Raw genomic sequence first — 24,143 nt, 5'->3', positions numbered from 1 at the left:
ATATGGAAGATCAAAGATTGTTAAAAAGAAAAATTGTTGAAAAGTGGCTTAAGGGCTGGTGTCTGTCAAGGGAAGTGTCTTTTCCTGTTCAGTATAAGTCTGGTTTTAGAGTTTTTGTGGGGGATGAAAAGCAAAAGGAACGTTATGTTTTTCCTGAGCTCAATGAAGACTTTTTTCAACTTGCTCAAACCATTGACGAGCCCTGGGTTTACCTGAAAGTAAGCACCTCTTCTGATCAGCTTTTAGAAAATATTCCTGAAAAATGGCAACTGCAGCCACAGGGGTATTTAATGACTTGTTTCCAACCAATGGTTTTCCCGGAAATTAGTCTTGCAAATGGATACCACCTGGAATTTTCTGAATACAATAGAACATTTGTTGTCAGGATTGTAGCGGAAAATGGTGAACAGGCTTCAATAGGCCGTGTTTCCTTGACAGATGATGTTGCTGTTTATGACAGAATCATTACCGAAATACCTCATCAAAGGAAAGGATTGGCATCCTTTCTACTGAAAGAACTGGAGCATATCGCGTTATCAAAAGGATTTTCTAACAATCTTCTGGTTGCCACAGAAGAAGGAAAATTTTTATATGAAGCTTTAGGTTGGGAAGTCTACAGCCTGCATACATCTATTGTTATTCCTTCTCAACATTAATATTTTTTTTAAATTAAATTATTTTCTTACCGATAAACAGTAATTTAGATCCATAAAACTATTACGATGAATGAGAGATCTAGACTCGAAGAAATAAAAGACGAACTCGAACAACTGGATATTAATCCCACAATTTTTGCCCGAAAAGAAATCCGGGAGCTGCCAGATATACTTTCAGAAGAAGAAAAAATCGTGTATCTTGTTGAAGGCAGAAGTAACACCACACAACATCATATTATCCTCGTTGCCACCAACAGGAGATTGATCTTCGTAGATAAAGAGTTCATGTATGGGCCCAAAGTACAAGATTTTTCTTACGATAAAATAAGCTCCATCCAGTATGAAACCTCACTTATGCTTGCTTCTATAGATATTCATACCTCAGACATTACAGTCCGGATCGATGGAGTGGGAAAATATTATGCTGAGCTGTTTTGTGAAAAAGTACGGGACTTTATGTCCCGTCCCAAACACTATGATAAGCCTTCTCAGCCAACTCTTCTCGATCAGCTGGAACAACTGGGCAGATTAAAGGAAGCCGGAGTGGTAAGCGAAGAGGAATTTAATGATCAGAAGAAAAGACTTCTTGAAAAATAAATATACCAATCATGGAAAACTACTTAGAAATCAATAAAAAATCATGGAATGCCAAAGTAGAACCCCATTTAAAATCTGATTTCTACTTTGTGGACGAATTTCTAAAGGGAAGGAGTTCACTTAATTCAATAGAACTCGAGCTCCTTGGCGATATAGAAGGAAAGACTATTCTCCATCTGCAGTGTCATTTTGGACAGGATTCCATTTCCCTGTCAAGACTGGGAGCAAAGGTGATGGGAATTGATCTTTCTGATAAAGCAATCGATGCGGCCCGGGATCTTGCTGCGCAATGTGGAACAGATACAGAGTTTATCTGCTCGGATGTGTACCTTTTGCCTGAAGTTCTAGATAGGAAATTCGATATTGTCTATACTTCGTACGGAACTATAGGGTGGCTCCCGGATCTTGAAAAGTGGGCTGGAGTTATCAGTCATTTCCTGAAACCTGGTGGAAGGTTTATTATGGCAGAATTTCATCCCGTGGTCTGGATGTTTGATGACGACTTTGCCAAAGTAGCTTACAATTATTTCAATGAAAAACCGATCATAGAAACGTATGAGGGAACATATGCTGATCAGTCTGCACCTATTGTACAGGAATACGTGATGTGGAATCATTCCTTAGCTGAAGTTCTCAGCAGTCTGATACAGAAGGATATGGAGCTTGAAATCTTCCGTGAGTTTGATTGGTCACCTTATCCGTGTTTCAGGCATGTTGAAGAATTTGAAAAAGGAAAGTGGAGGATTCCCCAGTTTGGAAACAAAATTCCTATAGTGTATGCATTGACCGCAAAGAAAAAATAAGTTTTAAAGAATAGACAGCACAAAAGGTGTGGCTATTACAATTAATGTTCACTAATCATCAATGCTCAATAGTAATAATAGCGCTGGCTTGCAAATTCTGCCCGTTTACGATACCAATATTCAATAGGAATGGACTTTAGTCCGTTCACCTATAATAGAAATTTATCCATTGGCTTCAGCCAAAACCTATTTCTATTCAAAGAAAGATGTGAATTTAAAAATTCAGGCTTTAATTCAGAGGAGTACAATATAAATCATTTTTTAACTTCTGATTATCCAAAGTCTTGTTTAATCTACAACTTCTGACTGATCCATCCGTTTTCTGTCAGGGAATTCCATCAAAAAAGCCATCGGAATAATCACGATGGCTTTTTCTATATATGAATGTTAAAAAAACTACTTTCTGTTTTTTAGTTTAAAGTATCTTCAGCCTTTGTTTTAGCTTCGTCCACTTTGTTCTGAACCTGAGAAGCAACATCATTGGCTTTATTTTTAAGATCATTTCCCCATTTGTTAAAGTTGTCTTTAGCTGTATTGATTTTATCTTTTACTGCTTGCTGATCTTCAGGACTTGAATTTTTATATTTCCAGTAAGCAACTGCACCTAAACCTAGTAAAGCTAATAAGCCTTTTGTTTTGTTTCCCATGATTTCTATTTTTAAAGTATTAATATTAAAATTTGTTATTAATAGTTATGTAAAATACGTGCCAAAAAAATATTTAGACTTATAAAAAAATGTTAAATTTAAGAAAATACCTCAAAGCTGGTGCCGTCAAAACTTGCAAATACCATGGTAGGATAGGAGTCCTTGTGGAATAGGTTTCCATTGTGGTCTATCGCTATAGCTCCTGCGAATCCGTCAATCATCTTAAGCTCCTCAAATGTTTTTTCGAATGCTTCTTCAAGACTCATCCCATCGGTAACCCGTGTTACAATCTTTGCTGCTGTAGCATTGCTTACAATATCTTCTCCCACACCAGTACAGCTTACTGCACAGAAATTGTTGGCATAATTGCCGGCTACTGTGGCAGAGTCTGATATTCTTCCTGGGATTTCAAAACCTTTTCCGCCTGTGGAGGTTGCCACTGCCAGTTTACCTTCTTTGTCGATGGCTACACAGCCTACCGTTCCTTTGCCTCCGTTTTCAAGCTTGGCTTCATATTCTCTTCTTCTTTGCGGTATTTCTGTAGAAAAATTTTCAAAACCGTGATTTGTGGCATATTGCTTGGCGCCAAGTCCACCCAATACCCGGTCATCTTCCCCGATCAGTCCTTTTGCAACAAAGACCGGGTTTTTTACCTCCTCAATATTAATGACACCACTTAGCCTTTGGGTGTCTCCGTTCATAATTGCTGCACTCATCCGGATGATACCATCGCTCTGAATCTGCGAACCAATTCCCGCATTATATAAAGGATCGTCTTCCAGAAGAGACACCGCATAAGCTGCCGTATCGAAAGCGGAATGTGATTGAAGATACACAAATGATTTCTGTGCGATTTCTTTTAGTGAATTCTGTTTTGCCGTTTTGACCTCGTGGCTCTGGTCACTTTCCGAAAAAAAACCACCGTGAATGATAATTTTCATATAATGTAAATGATTGTTGATAAATGTTATTCTTTTACGAAGTTAATTTATAAATATGGAATAAAAAATAAGGATGGCCCACAAAGTTGTGGGACCAAGCACGAAAATAAAAGCGTTCGGCAAAAAATCATGTAACTTCTTCACAACTTTTTTCCATCCATCATAAAATAAACTTTAGAAGAGATCTGAACCTGAAAAATATACATAAACAAAAAAACGGAACTTAAGTCCGTTTTTATTCTATCCTATTTCAGTTATTTATCAATGGGTATTGGGTTAAACTGTGAGTTTTCAATGGTGAGGGTCTTGGTTGTAAGATCATAATGATCGTTCATAGACATCACATGAACGGTTAAATTATCAATTGATATCGGTTCGCCAAGATTGATGTTGGTCAGGTTGGTATCTTTAATGAATCTTCCGTCCACCAGGATGACAAGTCCGGAACCTACGGCGGTCATTACATCATTATGAATGAAAAGTCCCGTATCTTCCCCAAGTCCAATTCCCAATGTTCTCGGATTATTCACTACCGCCTGGAAAAGGCGCCCGATTCTTCCTCGCTGTACAAAATGCGTGTCAATAATAACATTATCAATGAGTCCTAATCCCTGCGTTGTTTTGATCTCTCCCTTCAGCAGAGCCTCAGAGCTGCTCCCCTGGTAGATCATATTCTCAGAAGCGGCAGCTGCACCCGCAGAAGTTCCTGAATAGATAAAATCCTGTTCCTGATATTTTAATAAAATGGTATCATGAAATCTCGTTCCGCCAAGAATGGAAGTGAGCCGCAGCTGATCGCCGCCTGTGAACATCATCACATCAGCAGCATTCGCCCTGGCAACCATTGCATCTGAATTAGCTTCCTCACGGTTATGAATATCTATAACATTTACATTTCTAGCTCCTAAAAATTCAAACGCTTTCTTATATTCTGTTCCTACAATCTGAGGAATTTGTGACGCTGTAGTCACAATTTCAATGACAGAATTCTCCTTGTGCTTTGATTCATTGATGATCTTTCGTAAGATCCCACGCTCAAAAAAATTAAGATTCTTTTCGATATTCTGATCATAATCGGTTTCTGCAAAACTACCCTTGTTTACAGCTCCTCCGATAACTATTAATTTTCCAACAGGTTTTGTCATGGTACAAAATTAAAAAATAAATAACATTCTTTGGCGAAAAACGTGCCATCTTTCACTGATTTTTAGTGTTTTAGAAATGTGAATTAAAATTAATTTTTTTTTAATAAATCTTTAAACATGGTATGGTTTTGTTTTGGGTTTTACATTATCTTTGGCTAAGAATGGAGTTATTGTTAACTGTTAAAAATGCCAATAGATTATGAAAATCGAAAAGATTCAGGCACTACGGGGTCCAAACATCTGGAGCATCAGACGAAAGAAGCTGATACAGATGAGGTTGGACCTTGAGGAAATGGAAAATTATCCTACCAACAAGATAGAAGGATTCAGGGAGAGGATTGAAAAATTAATACCTTCATTGATTACCCATCGCTGTTCGGAAGGAGTGGAAGGAGGTTTTTTCCATAGGGTGGAAACGGGAACCTGGATGGGACATGTCATTGAGCATATTGCACTGGAAATTCAAACCCTCGCGGGCATGGATGTTGGCTTTGGAAGGACCCGGGAGACCAAAACTCCGGGGGTATATAATGTAGTATTCAATTATATTGAAGAGAATGCTGGAATTTATGCTGCCGAAGAAGCTGTAACGATTGCCAAAGCATTGATAGAAGGACAGGATTATGATTTGAATGCATGTATTCAAAAATTAAAAGAGATCCGGGAGCGCGTCCGCTTAGGACCTTCTACAGGAAGTATAGTAGAAGAAGCTGCATCCAGAAGAATCCCCTGGATAAGACTGGGAACAAATTCTTTGGTACAGTTAGGGTATGGCGTGAATCAGCAGCGTTTCCAGGCTACCATTACAGGAAAAACAAGCTCTATAGCTGTAGATATTGCCTGTAATAAAGAATTAACCAAAAGAATGCTCCATGATGCGGCTATTCCTGTTCCTATCGGAGATCTGGTAGTGGATGAAGAAGGCTTAGACAGCGTGATCAGGAAAATACAATATCCTATTGTATTAAAACCTCTTGACGGAAATCACGGTAAGGGCTCTTCTATCAACGTTAATGATTGGGAATCTGCAAAAACAGGTCTCGAACACGCACAGAAATATTCCAAAAAGGTAATTGTTGAAAAGTATATTACCGGTTATGACTTTCGTGTGCTGGTCATCAATAATAAAATGGTGGCCGCAGCCAGAAGGGTACCTGCTCATGTCGTAGGAGATGGTGAAATGAATCTCCAACAGCTTATTGAAAAAGAAAATAAAGATCCAAGAAGAGGTTATGGTCATGAAAATGTCCTTACCGAAATTGAAGTGGATAAAGATACTCTGGAGCTGCTTGAAAAACTTCAGTATACCCTGGAAACCATTCCCCAAAGAGGAGAGGTGGTGTATCTGAAATCTACAGCGAACCTTTCAACGGGAGGAACGTCAATAGATGTTACCGATATGGTACATCCGGAGAATATTACAATGGCAGAAAGAATATCCAAAATAATAGGATTGGACGTTTGTGGCATTGATATTATGGCCGAAAATTTAACCCAGCCTTTAAAGGAAAGTGGTGGAGCGATTATAGAAGTAAACGCTGCCCCTGGTTTCAGGATGCATCTTGCCCCAAGTGAAGGATTACCAAGAAACGTTGCCGCACCGGTGGTCGATATGCTTTATCCGCAGGGAAAGCCATTTACCATACCTATTATTGCAGTAACGGGCACCAACGGAAAAACAACGACTACCCGGCTTATTTCCCATATTGTAAAGAGCAATGGCTATAGAGTAGGATTTACTACTTCAGATGGTATTTATATTCAGAATACCATGCTTTCCAAAGGAGATACTACCGGACCGCTTTCTGCAGAGTTTATTCTGAAGGACCCTACGGTGGAATTTGCTGTTCTGGAAACGGCCAGAGGAGGAATTTTGCGTTCCGGACTAGGATTCTCACAATGCGATATCGGAGTGCTCACCAATATTGAAGAAGATCACCTGGGAATGAATGACATTCACAGCCTGAAAGACCTTACCAAAGTAAAGCGGGTAGTACTGGACAGCGTAAAGAAAAGCGGTTGGAGCGTGCTGAATGCAGATAATGAATATTCCATGAAAATTGTGGGCGACCTGGACAGCAATGTTGCCATTTTCAGTATGGATGAAAACAATCCACACATCGTTAAATTTGCTAAAGAAGGAAAAATTACCTGCATTTATGAAGAAGGTTTTGTAACGATTAAAAAAGGAGACTGGAAGATCAGGATTGGAAAAGCTAAAGATTTCCCGATTACCATGGAGGGGAAAGCCAGGTTTATGATTGAAAATGTGCTGGCAGCCAGTTTGGCAAGTTACCTTTATGGATTTGGAATTGAAGATATTTCCAATTCATTGAGAACTTTTATCCCTAGTGCCCAGCTCACTCCCGGCAGGTTAAATGTTTTCAAATTCAAAAACTTTAAGGTTCTGATCGACTTCGCCCATAATCCATCCGGATATGAAGCCATTGAGGATTATTTGAAAAATGTAGAATCTACAAAGAAAATAGGCATTATTTCAGGTGTCGGAGACCGACGGGATCATGATATCAGAGAATGTGGGAAAATTGCAGGCAGAATGTTCGACTATATTATTATCCGGAATGAAAAACATCTTCGCGGAAGAACGGAAGATGAAATTAACGGCTTGATTATAGACGGAATTAATGAGGCTGGTAAAGATGTAAGCTATGAAATTATCCCTAAAGAAATTGAAGCCCTGAAGCATGCCATGGGAATGGCAGAAGAGGGAACTTTCATTACCGCCCTCAGTGATGTGATTTCCAATGCTATTGATCTGGTGCAGGAATATCAGGCCAGAGAACTGCTGGAAGATGATAAAAATCTTTAAAAATAAAATTGATTAAAAAAACGACTGTGCTAAAGTACAGTCGTTTTTTTATTATTGTTTTTGCCTTAAGGCAAAAGTATAAATAGGAGAAAATATTCTCCGCGCTTTTTTACCAGATTCTTCACAAACCTAGTAAAAGAGCAACCTTCTTAAGCATTAATTCTCTATCACCCGAAAATTCTAAAAAATATTCAATCTGCCATTTCTGAGTCTTTTGAGCTTGCTGGTTTTCAGCGGTGTCCCAGGAGGGGTAAACCCGGAATCCCCTTTTTCCAGTCTTTTTTTCGTATGAAAGAATCCCTTTTTCAAGAAGAGTTTTTTTTGGGGAAAATAAACATTCCGTCATGCTGATCTTTGGAAGCTGCAATAATATAGAAATCAAAAGGATCACGATAGTCAAATGCCACAGTCTCTCCGTACTTATCTCTTTTCCATAATGTAACAAATTGTCCGGTTTTGGTCGGAGTTATTTTTGACAAACGGAATTTTACATTCAGATGGGTTAATGTAAAATTATATCCTGAATATGCTGTGGATTCTGGGTCTTTCTCAATATCCGAACAGGTCATAGCAAGCGGATAAAAAATCTGCTCTTCAATAGCTTTTAAAATCATTCTGTATACTTGGATTTAGAAATTATGCTGATGGAAGGTATTTTAGGATTCTCCAAAGAAAGCATTAGAGCTCCCAATCCAGATGGCATCTTTTTTATTAAAATCTACATTGACCATAGCGGCTTTGGTCATTCTTCCCAGATTTTCCAGTAGAATGGGACGCTCGTCACTTTCACGCCAGATATACAGTAAACGGATTTCTGCTTTTGAGAATTCTCCGTTGATATCTTCAAAAATAGGCTCATAGCGTACTTTTCTCTGTAAAATGTAGTTTTCTTTGTCTGTAATCGCATCAATGATCGCCTGAGTCGGGTTTAAATTTACTCCACTGCCTGCAAATGAAAATAAAGGTTTTAATACAAAATCTTCAAGGCGTTCCTCCTGTGGAAATTGATGAAGAAAATAGCTTTTTGGAACAAATTGATGCTGTAATAACGGTAGAAGGAATTTTGATATTTTGAAGAACCAATTAGGGTGAGTGATCCATTTTACATCCACTTCTTCGCGAAAATCAAATTCTGTGGTAAGATCAGGAATGTTATTCAGTTCATCAAAGATCACCCGGTTGTAGATTCTTTTAATTTCCGTCAGCTTTCCATCATTTTCGTAATATAGCGTTTTACCTTCCTTCTTTACTTTGGTTAGACAAACGGTTTTTATGCTCAATAGTTTTTCTGTTAAGGCAAAATCAATCGCTGTTTTCTGTTTTTCAGGAAAGATTTCGAGAAGAATGACATGTTCCGGATTTTCGTCACCAACGATCAGTTCCTTCAGGTAATTTCTGAACGTCTCTTGGGGCATTGGATTTCTGATTTCCGAAATAAAAGGATATACTTCGCAGAATGTATTTTCAAAAACTTTCTGAAATGCATATAGCGAAGGGAAGGCTTGTAATTCGATCAACTGAGGCTCAATCTCTCCTTTTTCACTTTTGCAGACCCCAAAATCAATGGTGAAAAAATGGGGCTGATCCGTATCACCGGGAACCCTGCAGTCATCGGGAATCGCTTTTTGAAGGGTGTCAGCGGGAAGACCTTTGATCTGGGTGATGATACTTTCGCTGGCATCGATCATTTTAGCTTCAAATTCTTTGGTAAGGAAAATAGGGCTTTCCGAAATTCTGAAGGTGGGTTCTACACCTCCTTTTTGTTTTAGAATATCTTTAAGTTGCCGGTATTTGTCCTGTGAAAATTCTTCATTAAACTGTTTTCTGTATTTTGGGATCATATTTTTTTTCTTTTGTGGTGTTTAAAAAAAATCGAACATTTCTGTCCGATTATTATAGTAAAGAAGTCTCAAGCTGGAAGCCGAAATCGAAGTCTGCCATAGAATTTGCATTCAGGTACAATAATGCTTGATTCAATTTTAAGATTAAGCAGCATTATAATAACTTCCAACCTCTCTCTTCCAGCTGCCAGCCTATTAAGCTAAAGACTCAACGTTCTTCAAAATGTTTTTTTTTGCAAATTGAAGGAATCTCGGAAGAATCTGGTTTCTGGTCAGAATGATTTTATCTTCATCATCTATTCTGTCCATGGTTTCAAGATATTTTTCCATTCCGAAGTTTTCGATCATTGCCTCTTTGTTTTTTTCGTCTTTCAGATTCTCTATCAATGCTTCAGGGCTGGCTTCAGGGTGAAACTGAGTGCCGAATATTTCCTCCGAGAAACGGACAGCCATTACAGCCCTTTCCAGGTTAATATGGGGCCGGAATTTCTCAATTGCCATAATTTTCATTCCTAATTCTTCGAAACGGGCCTGGTCCGGTTCAATAAACTGATAGGCCCTGGAATCAACTGCATAAAAAGGATCCTGAAGATTTTTGAATAAAAACTCATCTTTCCCCTCTTTTGTTTTATGAATAGGCATTACTCCGAAAGAATACGATTTTCTCTTACAGATATTCCCCAGTTTCCAGTGGATGCTAGCCAGCTGGAACGAATGGCAGATCAGGAAAAGGTATTTTTTATCTTCAGAGTATATATTGTGTTCAAAAACAGAGTCCAGAAAATTGGCAAAACGGTTTTCCCATTCAAAACCTTCACGGTGCGGTGTCCCGGGTCCCCCTGAAGAAATAAAAATGTCAAAATCTCCTATCTCCGGCATTTCTTCTTTATATCTTACATCAAATGTTTTGATGACTACATTTTCTTCAGAGTTCTGCTGAAATGCTTCGGAAATCTCTTTAATGTTTCTAAAGCCTTGATTGACATGGTTATTGTTCATGTCCAGCAGAGCAATTCGAATATCTTTCATTACATGATATTTTTTGTAAAGGTACCAAAATATTATGAGGTGGGTTCACCATGCGTTATGCCATACTCTGTTTCTGAGATCATATAATCTACCACTCTGGTGAGGTCACCGGTTTCTCTGAAGATCTCAAGTTGTCTGTCTGCTCCGGTTCCGTGCTCCAGAATTTTCCATGCGTATTCTACTTCCTGGCGGCATCCTAAATCATCTACTACGTCATCAATAAATTCAAGAAGTTCTTTTAGTAAATGAGGATACGGTACCGATTCTTCTTTTCCAAAGTCGATCAGATGTGCCTCGATACCACTTTTAGAAGCCCGCCATTTATTTTCGTTCAGCAATAATCTTCTGTAGCTCCTGAAGCTCAGGTTTTGCTGATGAAGTTTATAGATTTTGGCTACCAGACTTTGCATAATAGCAGCAAGGCAGACCGTTTCGTCGATCCTCAGCGGCATATCACAGATCCTGAATTCAATAGTGGGGTAGAAAGGATGAACCCGCAGATCCCACCAAATTTTCTTGGCATTATCAATGGTTCCGGTTTTAATCAGAAGATCAACATAGCTGTCAAACTCTCCCAGTGAGTTGAAATAACTGGGAATACCCGTTCTTGGGAATTTGACAAAAATTTCCTGCCGGTACGATTTAAAACCGGTATATCTGCCGATCCAGAATGGTGAATTCGTGGATAGGGCATACACGTGGGGCAGAAAGTAACGCATGACATTCTGAATTCTTACCCCTTCCTCGCGGTTGGGAATTCCGATATGAACATGAAGTCCGAAAATCAGATTTTCACGGGCGACATCTCCCATGTCGTCCACAATTTTAATATATCTTTCCCCCTGGGTGATATTATTTTCCGACCAATGTGAAAATGGGTGAGTACCGCCTCCGGAAACACGCAGTCCCTGTTCATGGGCAATATTGATCAGATGCCGTCTTAAGTTGGTAAGCTCTGCTCTTGCTTCCTGAATATTCTGGCAGATTCCCGTCTCCATCTCAATCATGGATTCGTGCATTTCGTGCTTTAAATTTTCACTTAAAACCGCTTTACCACCTTCAATGATTTTCGAAACATGAGAAACAAGATCTCTGCTCTCAACATCAATGATCTGATATTCTTCTTCGATTCCAATAGTAAACTGATGCATTTTCTTGTGTTTTTTTATTCTTTTCAACCTTATTTTATTGAATCCTTCACGAAGGTTCCCCAGGTGATATTAGGTGTTCCAGGAACATATTCTTTCGCTTTTTCGATAGCCAGTTTTGCAGCATGTTCAATGATCCATGCAAAATTCTCTTCGCCTACCGAATTCCGGTCTGCATCTGGTGCGGGGTTGCAGAAATCTATGGCGTAAGGAATCCCATCTCTAACCGCAAATTCCACTGTATTGAAATCATAGCCTAAAGCCTCATTCATTGTGATGGTATAGTCGTGAATCGTTTTCAAAAGTTTTTCAAGCTCTTTACCTTCTGTCTGATGCGTTGTTGCATACCTCAGATGAGGAGCATTGCGTGGCTCATAAGGCATGATGTGAACGTATTTTCTGCCCAGGCAATACACCCGGTAATAATCATCAAAAATAATCTCTTCCTGTACCATCATCACGAGCTGTTCCGTTTCACCCAGTTTGCTCCACAGGTCGTCCGGATTTTCTACGCGGTACACGTTTTTCCATCCGCCGCCATCATGAGGCTTCATATAAGCCGGGAATCCTACATAATTGAAGATATATTCCCAGTCATGAGGAAATTTAAGGTTCCTGAATGATGTTTCAGAAGTACTGTCAGGCCTTTCATGAGAAGGAAGGAGTACTGTCTTTGGTAGTGGAATGCCAAGTTTGCTCATCAGTGCATTGTTGAAAAACTTCTCGTCAGCGCTCCACCAAAATGGATTGTTGATGACATAAGTGCCGTTCAGCGCTGCATTTTTCAGATAAGCTCTGTAAAAGGGAACGTCCTGCGAAATTCTGTCAATGATTACTGCATATCCATAATCCGCGCCCTGCTCCAGCTTATCAATGGTTACCGGCTCAGCTACAATTTCCCCGCCACCCAATTCATTCACCTTATCTATAAATGCCCAGGGAAAGGTATCTTCCATACCGAATAGAATTCCTACTTTTTTTGTCATAATTGTTGTTTTTAGTGTATTTTTCAATTTTATAATTGTGATCAGTGTCTTTTACCCTCTTCAACGAATGGTAATTAAGAAAAATAAGCTCCTACAAAGGTAGGAAAGACCATTCTCCACAGCGGCCAGTCATGGCCGATCCACTTTCTTTCATCATACCAGAAGCTGATGCCTTTATTTCTTAAAATGTCTGCCATTTCAATATTTTTATCCCTGCAAATGTCCTGATCAGATGTACTCAGGACAATATGCATATGCTTATATTTCCAAGCTTCGTCATTCCTTACAAATTCTTTCGGACAGTTGAAATATACCAGGTCATCTGAATACCCCTCCATAAAATTTCTTATCGTGAAAGCTCCGGAGAGACAAAAAAGATGAGAAACTACATCGGGAAACCTGAATGCAAAATTAGCGGCATGATACCCCCCAAAACTTGCTCCCGCAACTGCTACACGGTGTATCTTGTGAAGCTTCTGAATATATGGGACAAACTCTTTGATCAGAAACTGTACGTAGCGTTCGTAGTTTCTTATTCTTTGCTTTGGTGAGATCTTATCATCATAAAAACTCCAGCTGTCGATGGTTTGAATATTATACAATTTTACTTTTCCCTGTTCAATAAACCAATTGATACTTCCATTAAGGTGAAAATCATGATTCTGGGTATATTGACCCTGGGAAGTAGGGAACATAATGATTGGATGTCCGTAATGTCCGGTTACTTCCACTTTCAATGTGGTTCCCAATATATTTGAATAATATTCTGTATGTTCTATGTGAGGCATGGATACTTTTTTTACTTACTATTCGGGTTATATTAGCTGTTTAATTTACTGCTTTTAGGCGGCATAATATTCAGCATTTCTGCATGAATCTTTTCCGCAGCATTGTCCAGTCTTTCCTGTATAATATCTTCATCACCGGATTTGTAAACAATTCCGATGTGATACTCTATCGGGAGGAACTTCACGGCCTCTTCGCATTCGAACTGGCTGTAATCGGGCTCTTTATCTTTAATCAGGGCCACAATCAATCCGGAATAATATCCTGTGGGCGGTGAGATACTGTATTTTTTATTTTTCAAAAGAGCATCTTCAATTTTTGCCCATTCCCGCCAGATGTTGATGCCGCTTGAGGCTTCTACAAGATCCGGAATGTGGGCACCGCCTACCCTTGAAGACGTCTCCAGGAAATACCACTTTCCGTCTTCTTTACCCCTGATAAATTCTGTATGGGTAGCTCCGTTCATCAATCCAAAGTTGGAGAGCACCTGAGCATTGATATCCTCCAGGGCTTTAAATTCTTCGGAATATCTTCCCAGTGTTTTAGACCGGAATACTCCCCCTTCATGAGAAACCTGCATGGGAGGAGCAAGGTACCGGGATGCTGAAGTGAATACGATTTCCCTATTAAAAGTAAGGCTGTCCACATGATAAACGTCTCCGGGTTTAAAGCTTTCCAATAAAAACAAATGCCGTTCTTCCCCCAGGGCCTCCAAAGCCTTACGAAGCTGTTCTTTTGATGTTATTTTCTTAATTCCCGATGACGAAGCTTCGGAACGGGGTTTCAAAACCCATGGTGCCGGAATTTTTTCTGTAAATGCATCAACCTCCCCGTCATTGAAAACTGCTGTAAATTCAGGAACATTGATTCCCGAGTCTTTTGCTTTCTGACGCATCGCCAGCTTATCCCGGAAGTACCGGTGTGTTGTCTGTCCCATTCCCGGAATCCGGAATGTTTCTCTGATTAAAGCTGCTTTTTCCACATCATAATCGTCAAGTGCCACCACAGCATCTACTTTTCGGGTTTTCATCAGATGCGAAAACCCTTGTACGAGATGCTCGAGATTCCATACGGAAGGTTTCAGTTCAGGCATATAGAATACCTCATCAATGGCATGCCATGGCCAGTTTTTTTCTTTAAGACTCTCTGATGTTACTAAGATTATTTTGTTACCGAGCTTCTTCATTTCGTCCATGAAATCGTAGCCCTTGTAATAGCACGAAATGCATACAATGATTTTCTCCTCCATATAATGTTTTTTTAATTTTAGTAAATTTTCAAAAATAAAATCATATCATTATTGATTTATTAATATCAAAAACTGGAATATGGTGTGTTTTTGAAAAACTACTAATCAAGTATACAGAGATTTTTTGTAATAAACTAATTTTTAGTGATAATTTTCGATTAAATCCGTGAGGAGCTGAACCCCAAAACCTGTTGCTGCCTTTTCCTTTGCATAGCCCACATTTCCAAAAGCTACACCCGCAATATCCAGATGTGCCCATTTGGGATGGTTTTCAATAAACTGCTCCAGAAATTTTGCAGCAATAATACAATCTCCAACAGGCTTCAAAGACATGTTTTTTAGATCCGCCACATCAGATTTCAACTCCCCGGTCCAGACATCCCACAAAGGAAGATTCCATAGTCTCTGGTTCGTCTGATCTCCGGTTTTTATAAAAAGGTTTTTTAGCTCTTCATCATTGGAGAATAGGGCTCCGCAGGTATCACCAAACATTCTTACCGAACTTCCCGTTAACGTTGCAAGATCAATGAGCAGGTCTGTTTTATAATTTTTGGAAAGGTAGGCAAGACTATCTGCCAGGACCAGTCTTCCTTCAGCATCGGTATCCAGAACCTCAATCGTTTTGCCATTATAAGCAGTAATGACATCACTTGGGAGCAACGCTTTTTCAGATATCGCGTTATCGGTGACCGGGAGAACTGCCACGATATTCACCGGTAGTTTCATTTCGGCAGCATAGATCAATGTGCCCAGAACAGCCGTTGCACCGCCCATATCGGATTTCATATAATGAAGATTGGCAGAATTCTTAAGTGATACACCACCGGTGTCAAACAGGATACATTTTCCCACAAGTCCGATGGTTTTAGCATTTTTAACGGAGGTTTTGTATTCCAGAATCGTGAAGGCTGCATCATAAGCGCTTCCTTGATTAACAGCTAAATAAGCTCCCAGGCCGAGTTCTTCACATTTCTTTCTGTTGAAAACCGTATATTTCATCTCGTACTTTTTAGCCATATTTTTAAGATAAAGACTAAGAGCATCGGGTTTCTTAAAATTCGCAGGCTTGTTAAGCCACTCCTGGCACGCCGTCTGTCCACTGCATAAAGCCTCAGCTTTCTGGCTGATGTATTCCAGTTTTTTCTGGCTTAAATTTTCAAAATGAAGTTCAAATTTTGCATTCCAGAATGCATGTTTTTTCTCAAAGGGATATTGATACGTTCCGAGCAGCAGGCCTTTCACAAATTCTTCAAATTGTTTTTCATTCATGAAATCTGCCAAAAGCAAAGTAGGAACCGCCTGCAGTTTTTCTTTTTGAGTCTGTGAAAATTTTACTGCGACCTGCTGAATTTCAAAATTCTGTACACCGGATTTACCGAGGCCAATGAAGTAGGTAATCCCTTCTTCATGGGCATTGATAAAGACTTCATGTTTTTTTCCGGTAAAGAATGTGGAAATGTTTCTGTTGAAATTTTTGCCGGTTTTTATCCATTCTTCCTCAGTGAATACATGGAAAATCTGAGTATAATTTTTATTTTTTTTGTTGATTAGTTTCATAAGGTTAATTCTTGATGCTTTTTTGCTGAGGTTTTACCTCAACGGGGTTTTCTGTATTATCGTAGAAGAGCCATTCAATAGCTCTGGGGAATTCCTGTGACCAGTAAAATTCATTATGAGTTCCGTCGGGGTTAATGCTTGTTTTGAATTCAAAATCAAAAAGATTCTTCTTTTCCCACCTTTTAAGATACTCTTCAAAAATGCGAATCCTTTTTACCATTTTTGATCCTTCCTGACCGCCGCCGTATAGGTAGATCTTTGTTTTAAAGGGAACCCGGAAGTTCATCATTGGAAAATTGTTGTTGGGCTCTACCCAAAGCGAAGGAGAAAATATCAGCAGTTTGGAGTAGACCTCAGGATAGAGAAAGCCACTGTATATGCTGATCAGTGCCCCCAGAGAGCTTCCTCCGATGCCGGTATTATCCCTGTCTTTCAAAGTCCGATAGTTTTCATCCACAAAAGGCTTCAGGGTATCTGCAATAAAGCGGATGTACTTTTTACCTTCAGATCCGTTGGCAATATTGTCATTATCGAAAATATATTCTTTGATCCTATCTTCGCTTCCGTGCTCAATGGCGATGACGATGACATCACCACGCCCGTACTCCGCAAGGATAGACAACTTTTTGTCTATTTCCCAGTTTCCAAAACCGCTTCCTTCATTGAACAGATTCTGAGCGTCCTGAAGATACAAAACCGGATAACGTTTTTCCGAAGTATGATAATCATATGGAAGTACTGCCCAGACCTTTCGGTAGCGGTCCAGCTGCGGGATGTAGAATTCTTCGGAAATAACCTCGGCTATTGGGAAAAACTCGTCTTTAAACGGACCCCAGTTCAGTCTCCATTTTTTTACGGTGTCAGATATTTTACCGGCCGCTTTCTTTACTTTCCGATTGGGAGTAATGTTTCCGTAGGCGTCAAGCTCTACATTTTCCCAGCCGCCTTTGGTAAATTTGTATTCAATTTCGTTGGGGAGGCTCTGGTTGTCGATTTCGATAAAGTAATCCGACGGATCTGTCTGCTGAAGCTGATAGCTTTCGTCGCGGGGGTTCCAGTTGTTGAAATTTCCCGTAATAAAGACCTTTCTGTCGTCTTTTTCGTCTGTATGTAATTCAAACCTCATCCTTTGTGAATAATAATATTGGCGCTAAATTTATAAAAAAGATTGTTTTAAAATCATAAAAAAGTGAGTTAAAAAGTGATATATTTGATAGATAAGTGAGGAAGAAAACGACTTGACAATTATTTGATGAATAATTAATCGCTGTTGTAAAGATTTTTCCGTAGTTTCAAAGAAAATATAAATATAAACGGACCTTGATGAATTCTGTTAGAACCTATACGCTTTTCAACGATCAGGATGTATATCTTTTTAAAGAAGGTAGACACTATAAGCTGTATGGTAAATTTGGAGCGCATTCTGCAGAAAAAGAGGGTGTGAAAGGGATTTATTTTTCAGTGTGGGCGCCCAATGCAAAGAAAGTGTCTGTAGTGGGAAATTTCAATAACTGGAATCATAAAGACCATATTTTGTTTCCAAGATGGGACGGATCGGGGATCTGGGAAGGGTTTATTGATGGACTGACCTGGGGAACATTATATAAATATGCTATAGAAACACCCAGGGGTGAAATCCTTGAAAAAAGCGATCCGTTTGCCCTGAGCTGGGAACAGAATATACAGGCGGCTTCGCTGGTATCCACCACATGGTATGAATGGAATGACCATCAATGGATGGAAAACCGGTGGAAAAAAAATACTCTCAAAGCCCCTATATCCGCTTATGAGCTTCATCTTGGCTCCTGGGTACGTGAAGAAAGTGATCCTGCGCGTTTTTTGAATTACCGTGATATTGCTGCAAAGCTGGTCCCTTATGTAAAAAAAATGGGGTTTACCCATGTGGAACTGATGCCGGTGATGGAATATCCTTATGATCCCAGCTGGGGATATCAGATTACGGGTTTCTATGCTGCTACCTCACGGTTCGGATCACCCCAGGACTTAATGTATCTTATTGATGAACTTCATAAAAATGAGATCGGCGTTATCCTGGATTGGGTACCATCACATTTTCCGGGAGATGCCAACGGATTGTACCGTTTTGACGGCTCTCATCTGTATGAGCATGAAGATCCAAGAAAGGGATTTCATCCTGACTGGAAGTCCCACATTTTCAATTATGGGAGGAATGAAGTGAAATCGTTTCTTATTTCCAATGCGATGTTCTGGCTGGATCGTTATCATGCCGACGGATTACGCGTAGATGCGGTAACTTCAATGCTTCATCTCGATTATTCGAGAAATGATGGGGAATGGGAACCTAATATCTATGGAGGAAATGTAAACCTGGAAGCCAAATCCTTTCTTCAGGAGTTTAACACTGCTGTTTACCGGGAGTTTGGGGATAGTATAATGACCATTGCAGAAGAAAGCTCAGATTTTCCGATGCTTACAAAACCTGTTCATGATGGTGGGGTCGGTTTTGGGATGAAATGGATGATGGGATGGATGCATGATACGCTGGATTATTTTAAAGAAGATTTCAATAACAGGAAATTTCATCATCACAAACTTACATTTGCCTCCATGTATATGTATAATGAAAATTATATGATGCCTTTATCACATGACGAAGTCGTACATGGAAAAGCAAGCCTAATCTATAAAATGAAAGGCGACGAATGGCAGAAATTTGCCAATCTGCGTGCTCTGTATGTCTATATGTATACTCATCCCGGAGCTAAGCTGCTTTTTATGGGCGATGAATTTGGACAGACCGGTGAGTGGAATTTTAAACAAAGTCTCGACTGGCATCTGTTGAAATATCCGGTGCACAGGGGATTACAGGATCTTGTAAAAGAACTCAACCACCTCTATAGGTCAGAAGCCGCTTTTTACGAAAATCAGTTTGACAAACATGGTTTTGAATGGGTGGAGGCAGATGATCTGGAAAATTCAGTATATATCTACCTGAGAAAGGGTAAAAGAAAAGATGACATACTGATGGTTATCCTGAATCTTGCACCAAAAGTGCTGGATTACAAAGTAGGGATAGGAGATGGAACACATTGGGAGGAAGTTCTGAATTCTGATGAGGCAAAATACAGCGGCAGTGGAGTAGAACCTGAAATAGTAGAGGTAAAAGATGAGGAATGGCGGGGATACCAGAGAACAATGACACTGAAATTGCCTCCCCTGGCAGGAGTAGTTTTGAGACAGAAAAAAGATAAAAAATATAAATTACATAGAATTAAACACAAAAGATCATAAAATGGTTATTTATCATCTAAGTACAGAATGTTACCCCATAGCCAAAGTAGGCGGACTGGCAGATGTTGTCGGCGCATTGCCGAAATATCAGAATAAAATAAAAGGTATCGATGCCAAGGTGGTAATGCCATGGTACAATAAATCTTTTGTCTACGATCATGAATTTGATATCATTTTTGATGGGTTTATCCATCAGGGACCTAATATGCTGCAGGTTCAGGTTTTAAAAGAAAAATCAGATAGTCTGGGCTTTGAATTGTATATGGTAAAAATTCCAGGGCTGCTGGATAGAGATAATCCTTATGGCTATCAGGATGAAAATTTTCAGTTTCTGGCCTTTCAGCAGGGGATTCTTCATTGGTTGTGCGCTATGGAAATCCGTCCGGATGTTCTCCACTGCCACGATTACCATACCGGATTGATCCCTTTTATGGTGGAACATTGCCCGGAATTTGGTTTTCTGAAAGGGACAAAAACAATAGGAACGATCCATAACGGGGAATATCAGGGGATGATGAGCTGGAATATGGCACAATATATGCCTTCTTTTGATGCCTACAAATGGGGATTGATGGACTGGAACGGCTTCATTAATCCGCTGGCCAGTATGATTAAATGTTCCCATGCGTTTACGACCGTTTCTGAAGGGTATCTGGAAGAACTTTTTATTAGTTTCAGAGGACTGGAAAGCCTCGTGCGCCAGGAGTTCGGAAAAGCTTATGGAATTATCAACGGTATTGATACGGAAGTCTGGAACCCTGAAACGGATCCTATGCTGGATTTTAATTTTAACCGTAAAAATGCGGTTGCTCAAAAAAAGAAAAATAAGGCTAAGCTTTGTAAAGAGTACGGTTTAAAACCTGAACTTCCTCTTTTTGCTTTTATCGGAAGGTTTGCTACAGAAAAAGGCGCCGACCTTCTGCCCGATGTTGTCTGGAGAAGCATCAAGCAGAGTTATGGAGCCCTGAATATTATGATTTTAGGCTCAGGAAATACTTATATTGAGAATAAGCTGAAAGAGTATGATTACACGTATACCAATTTTGCATTGGATCTTGGATATAAAGAACATCTTTCTCATAAGATCTATGCTTCGGCAGATTTCCTGCTGATGCCCTCCAGGGTAGAACCTTGCGGGCTCAATCAGATGTATTCCATGAGATACGGAACGGTTCCCGTGGTACGTTATACGGGTGGACTCAGAGATACGGTGGAAGACATTTCGACAGGAGGAGCAGGGCTGAACTTTACCTATGCGGGAGTGGACGATATTGTTCATACGATGAACAGAGCTTTGGCAATGTATAATCAAAAAGGAGTGATGGATGATCTTATCCATGCTAATATGAGTTTTGATTTTGCGTGGGAGAAATCTGCGGAAAAATACATAGCTTTATATACCAACTGATATGATAAGGCTCCTTATCTTATCGATTGTAATGGTAAGTTGTGTTTCCTGTAAAGCGAAAAATAAGAGTGGCACGATTTATTTAAAGGAAAATAAAGCGCTCCGGGATATCTCGTACAATACGATTTTGCATTATGGCTACCCGAATACCAACAGGCTGTTGCTTATGGAAATGATTTCGGAAAAGTGGAACATAAAGCATAAAGAAATTACCGGATGTATCGTGGATGAAAGGTTGATGCGTACAACAGATCGCCGAAATAAAAAGACCTTTGCGGCGATAGAAAAAAAATATGGCGCAGATTGGCGGATAAGGTATGAAGAAGATATTCTGGATGCAGCAGTAAAGCAGGTAGATATTATGGATGTTTTAATTACCAATACGCCTTTCAGAGACCAGCTGAAAAAGTGTAATATAGAGATTGACGGGGTAGAGAAAGAGGTCCGTTTGCTCAGCAATTCCGATCTCTATGAAGTATTTGTACATGCTTATGATCAGAATTATAGAAAAACAGGCTGTTGTACACTCCATGTAGACACTAAAAATAGAAAAGTAAACATAATAAAATAAAAACGCAAGATATTTATGAACCGAAATGTAATCTCTATTGTATTGGGAGGAGGCAGAGGAACAAGATTATTCCCATTAACGTATACCAGATCAAAACCGGCTGTACCTATTGCAGGTAAATACAGATTGGTGGATATTCCTATTTCAAACTGCCTGAACTCTGGATTGAATAAAATTCTGGTTTTGACTCAGTTTAATTCAGCTTCTTTAAACTCACACATTAAAAACTCATATCATTTTGATATTTTCAGTAAAGGGTTTGTAGATATTCTGGCTGCTGAGCAGAATGTAGAAAACGACAGTTGGTATCAGGGCACCGCAGATGCAGTGCGCCAGTCGATGAAGCACCTTGAAAAATATGATTATGACTATATTCTGATACTTTCTGGTGATCAGCTTTATCAGATGGATTTCCGTGAAATGCTCGATTTTCATATTGAAAACGGTGGCGACCTGACCATTGCAACCATTCCGGTTGTCGCTAAAGATGCAACAGGTTTTGGGATCTTAAAATCCGATGATGACGGAAATATAACTTCCTTCTATGAAAAGCCGGATTATGATATGCTGGATGGATTGAAATCTGAAGTTTCAGAAGAAAATAAACGCCATGGAAAAGAATATCTCGCTTCTATGGGAATCTATATTTTTACCAGAAGCATCCTCAAAAAAATGTTTGATGAAGGAGCCGGAGATGATTTCGGAAAAGATATTATTCCTAGCTCTATCGGGAAATATAAAACATTAAGCTATCAATATGAAGGATATTGGACGGATATCGGAACAATAGAGTCTTTCTACGAGGCGAATCTTGACCTTTGTCTTGATCTTCCACAATTTAATCTGTTTTCCTCTTCACCTATCTATACCAGGGCGAGGATGCTTCCGCCATCAAAGATCAATGGATCTTATGTAAGTAAAGCTGTTTTTGGAGACGGATGTATCATCATGGCCGATAAAATTGAAAACTCAGTGATCGGAAACCGGACGAGAATCGATAAAGGAAGTACGATTGTGAACTCTTATGTAATGGGTGCAGATTTTTATCAGAATACCACAGAAATTGTTCTTAATGACAGGGCCGGACGTCCAAATATGGGGATCGGAAAATACTGTTATATAGAAAAAGCAATCCTGGACAAAAACTGCTATATCGGAGATAATGTGAAAATTATCGGCGGAAAACATATTCCGGACGGTGATTATGGAACGTATTCGGTGCAGGATGGTATTGTGGTCGTGAAAAAAGGAGCTATAGTAGCTTCGGGTACACATATTGGATAAGACAGGAGACGGGAGGCTGGAAGCTGGAAGGTATTGAAGTCTAGGAATGACTGAAAGTTTGCTCTGCTTGAAACCTAGTCTATGTAGCATCATTGGAATAGTTTTAATCAAAGAACTCATGGCAATTGTCTGTCAAATAGTAACTTCCAGCTTCATTCTCCCGGCTTCCAACACCTAATAGGTTAATTATTGTTAAACATACAACCGGAGTGATCAGCGTATTGGTCACTTTTTTAATTTGTATTACTTTTGTGCGATGCGTATTTTTAAAATAGTAACGGTAATTATTATTCTATTGGGAGGAGCTTATGCTGCTTCCATGTATTATTTTGTGGACGACAGCAAGAATTTTACTGTTGAAAAAGAGATTGACTATCCTGTAGATAAAGTTTTTGCACAGTTTAATAACCTGCAGAATTTTACCAGATGGAACAATTTTTTTACGAGCTCACAATCAATAGATATCGATTATTATACGCCGTATGAGGGGCAGGGAAGTGCCATCAGCTATGTAGATCCCAAAAACGATACCGATGGTGAAATGTTCATCAGGTATGAAAATCCCAATAAGACCCTGAAGTATCAGCTTTTTGAAGATAAAAACGAAAACCCGACGCTGGTGGACGTTAAATTTAAACCAGTATCTGCTGAAAAAACAAGAATTACGTGGTACGTACACACCCCAAAACTTCCTGTCTGGAGAAGAGTGGAAAATTTCTGGACTGAAGACCGTTTTGCCGAAAATATCACCAAAAGTATGGTGAATTTGAAGAATTCCCTCGGAAATAAGGTGGAAAAAGACAATCAGATGGCCGCGATAAAATATGACAGCCTCATGATAGAAAATGAAGAAGACAAACTCCTGCTGGGGATCAATGTAAGCACGTCGAATAAAAAAGATGCTCTCTACAGAAATATTGTGATGAACTATAACAAAGTCTATAATTTTGTAACGATGGATCTGGGGAAAAAGGATGATGAATTCGGATATCCGATTCTGATGACCGATGCTGATAATTACAAAGACAAAGAGGTTTCTTACTTTCTGGGAATTCCGCTTTCCAAGAAAATAGGCGTTTCTGACAATAATTTCAATTTCAGGTCGGTAAATCCTTCCCAAAACTACGTAATGTACTACAAAGGAAGCTATGAGGGCCGGATTAAGGCAATTCAGCAGCTGATTCAGAAAGCCAAAAAAGATGAGATGCGCTTCGGAGACATCCGCCAGACCTTTATAGAACGTCCTATGGAAGGACAGGCGGTGAGCATGAAGCTCTCATTATCAGTGTATAAGTGATTTTTATTTCCTTTTTTTTTTCTTAATTTTTTTTAACGGTTTCAGACTGTTCTAACTCGGTTTTTTTTATTAAATTTGAGGATTAATTCTACAAA

22 protein-coding genes are annotated in these 24,143 nt (G+C 39.4%); 9 read left to right on the top strand and 13 right to left on the bottom strand.

Annotated elements, in window-relative coordinates; translation table 11 throughout:
• The first annotated feature begins 2 nt into the window (after positions 1 to 2).
• The 3 genes from DRF67_RS00720 (at position 3) to DRF67_RS00710 (ending at position 2,056) form a co-directional block, all read left to right on the top strand.
• Positions 3 to 656: a GNAT family N-acetyltransferase gene (locus DRF67_RS00720; protein WP_115925925.1), complete on the top strand. Its 654-nt coding sequence runs from the start codon at positions 3 to 5 to the stop codon at positions 654 to 656.
• A gap of 66 nt (positions 657 to 722) precedes the next feature.
• Positions 723 to 1,253, top strand: a complete 531-nt coding sequence (locus tag DRF67_RS00715; RefSeq protein ID WP_115926264.1) for a PH domain-containing protein — start codon at positions 723 to 725, stop codon at positions 1,251 to 1,253.
• An 11-nt stretch (positions 1,254 to 1,264) separates the two neighbouring features.
• Entirely contained in the window at positions 1,265 to 2,056 is a 792-nt protein-coding gene (locus DRF67_RS00710) for a class I SAM-dependent methyltransferase (protein WP_115925924.1), read from the top strand.
• A gap of 410 nt (positions 2,057 to 2,466) precedes the next feature.
• On the opposite strand, the gene DRF67_RS00705 is transcribed toward DRF67_RS00710, so the two are convergent.
• The 3 genes from DRF67_RS00705 to DRF67_RS00695 all read right to left on the bottom strand — a co-directional run bounded on the left by DRF67_RS00705 (position 2,467) and on the right by DRF67_RS00695 (position 4,789).
• Positions 2,467 to 2,703 carry a YtxH domain-containing protein gene (locus tag DRF67_RS00705; RefSeq protein ID WP_115925923.1) on the bottom strand — a complete coding sequence of 79 codons (237 nt, stop codon included), beginning with the start codon at positions 2,701 to 2,703 and terminating at the stop codon, positions 2,467 to 2,469.
• Positions 2,704 to 2,801: 98 nt separating this feature from the next.
• Positions 2,802 to 3,644, bottom strand: coding sequence for an isoaspartyl peptidase/L-asparaginase (locus DRF67_RS00700; protein WP_115925922.1), 843 nt, complete (start codon positions 3,642 to 3,644; stop codon positions 2,802 to 2,804).
• Positions 3,645 to 3,898: 254 nt separating this feature from the next.
• Positions 3,899 to 4,789: a cyanophycinase gene (locus DRF67_RS00695; protein WP_115925921.1), complete on the bottom strand. Its 891-nt coding sequence runs from the start codon at positions 4,787 to 4,789 to the stop codon at positions 3,899 to 3,901.
• 199 nt (positions 4,790 to 4,988) lie between these two features.
• Between DRF67_RS00695 and cphA the strand changes: the two genes are divergently transcribed.
• Positions 4,989 to 7,619, top strand: coding sequence for a cyanophycin synthetase (gene cphA / locus DRF67_RS00690; protein WP_115925920.1), 2,631 nt, complete (start codon positions 4,989 to 4,991; stop codon positions 7,617 to 7,619).
• A gap of 121 nt (positions 7,620 to 7,740) precedes the next feature.
• Here cphA and DRF67_RS21900 read toward each other — a convergent pair whose 3' ends face one another.
• The 10 genes from DRF67_RS21900 to DRF67_RS00645 form a co-directional block, all read right to left on the bottom strand.
• On the bottom strand, positions 7,741 to 7,965 hold the full coding sequence (locus tag DRF67_RS21900) for a MepB family protein (RefSeq protein ID WP_262511393.1): 225 nt from the start codon (positions 7,963 to 7,965) through the stop codon (positions 7,741 to 7,743).
• Positions 7,925 to 8,233 (bottom strand): MepB family protein, encoded by a 309-nt coding sequence (locus tag DRF67_RS21895; RefSeq protein ID WP_262511392.1) that lies wholly within the window; start codon positions 8,231 to 8,233, stop codon positions 7,925 to 7,927. The genes DRF67_RS21900 and DRF67_RS21895 overlap by 41 nt, the downstream gene beginning before the upstream one ends.
• Positions 8,234 to 8,275: 42 nt before the next feature.
• On the bottom strand, positions 8,276 to 9,460 hold the full coding sequence (locus tag DRF67_RS00680) for an ATP-grasp domain-containing protein (RefSeq protein WP_115925919.1): 1,185 nt from the start codon (positions 9,458 to 9,460) through the stop codon (positions 8,276 to 8,278).
• A 195-nt stretch (positions 9,461 to 9,655) separates the two neighbouring features.
• Positions 9,656 to 10,489, bottom strand: coding sequence for a type 1 glutamine amidotransferase (locus DRF67_RS00675; protein ID WP_115925917.1), 834 nt, complete (start codon positions 10,487 to 10,489; stop codon positions 9,656 to 9,658).
• Positions 10,490 to 10,521: 32 nt separating this feature from the next.
• Positions 10,522 to 11,640, bottom strand: a complete 1,119-nt coding sequence (locus tag DRF67_RS00670) for a carboxylate-amine ligase (protein WP_115925916.1) — start codon at positions 11,638 to 11,640, stop codon at positions 10,522 to 10,524.
• Positions 11,641 to 11,669: 29 nt separating this feature from the next.
• A complete protein-coding gene (locus tag DRF67_RS00665; RefSeq protein WP_115925915.1) occupies positions 11,670 to 12,623 on the bottom strand; it encodes an ATP-grasp domain-containing protein in 954 nt (317 codons plus the stop codon).
• A gap of 74 nt (positions 12,624 to 12,697) precedes the next feature.
• Complete coding sequence (locus DRF67_RS00660; protein ID WP_115925914.1) at positions 12,698 to 13,411, bottom strand: alpha/beta hydrolase-fold protein; 714 nt, start codon at positions 13,409 to 13,411, stop codon at positions 12,698 to 12,700.
• A 32-nt stretch (positions 13,412 to 13,443) separates the two neighbouring features.
• Complete coding sequence (locus DRF67_RS00655) at positions 13,444 to 14,658, bottom strand: ATP-grasp domain-containing protein (protein WP_115925913.1); 1,215 nt, start codon at positions 14,656 to 14,658, stop codon at positions 13,444 to 13,446.
• A 141-nt stretch (positions 14,659 to 14,799) separates the two neighbouring features.
• Positions 14,800 to 16,215 (bottom strand): leucyl aminopeptidase family protein, encoded by a 1,416-nt coding sequence (locus DRF67_RS00650; protein WP_115925912.1) that lies wholly within the window; start codon positions 16,213 to 16,215, stop codon positions 14,800 to 14,802.
• Between the two features lie 4 nt (positions 16,216 to 16,219).
• Positions 16,220 to 17,341, bottom strand: coding sequence for an alpha/beta hydrolase-fold protein (locus DRF67_RS00645; protein WP_115925911.1), 1,122 nt, complete (start codon positions 17,339 to 17,341; stop codon positions 16,220 to 16,222).
• Positions 17,342 to 17,538: 197 nt separating this feature from the next.
• On the opposite strand from DRF67_RS00645, the gene glgB reads away from it, so the two are divergent.
• From glgB to DRF67_RS00620, 5 genes are all read left to right on the top strand, one after another.
• A complete protein-coding gene (gene glgB, locus DRF67_RS00640) occupies positions 17,539 to 19,488 on the top strand; it encodes a 1,4-alpha-glucan branching protein GlgB (protein ID WP_115925910.1) in 1,950 nt (649 codons plus the stop codon).
• A gap of 1 nt (position 19,489) precedes the next feature.
• Positions 19,490 to 20,896, top strand: a complete 1,407-nt coding sequence (locus DRF67_RS00635) for a glycogen synthase (protein WP_115925909.1) — start codon at positions 19,490 to 19,492, stop codon at positions 20,894 to 20,896.
• Position 20,897: 1 nt separating this feature from the next.
• On the top strand, positions 20,898 to 21,467 hold the full coding sequence (locus DRF67_RS00630; protein WP_123912688.1) for an FEKKY domain-containing protein: 570 nt from the start codon (positions 20,898 to 20,900) through the stop codon (positions 21,465 to 21,467).
• A 15-nt stretch (positions 21,468 to 21,482) separates the two neighbouring features.
• Positions 21,483 to 22,751, top strand: coding sequence for a glucose-1-phosphate adenylyltransferase (locus DRF67_RS00625; RefSeq protein ID WP_115925907.1), 1,269 nt, complete (start codon positions 21,483 to 21,485; stop codon positions 22,749 to 22,751).
• Between the two features lie 256 nt (positions 22,752 to 23,007).
• Positions 23,008 to 24,048 carry an SRPBCC family protein gene (locus tag DRF67_RS00620; protein ID WP_115925906.1) on the top strand — a complete coding sequence of 347 codons (1,041 nt, stop codon included), beginning with the start codon at positions 23,008 to 23,010 and terminating at the stop codon, positions 24,046 to 24,048.
• The last annotated feature ends 95 nt before the right edge of the window (positions 24,049 to 24,143 follow it).

It is taken from the genome of Chryseobacterium pennipullorum (assembly GCF_003384725.1).
Taxonomy (GTDB): domain Bacteria; phylum Bacteroidota; class Bacteroidia; order Flavobacteriales; family Weeksellaceae; genus Chryseobacterium; species Chryseobacterium pennipullorum.
Note: the sequence above shows the minus strand (reverse complement) of the source record. Positions and strands in the feature narration are given on the sequence as shown.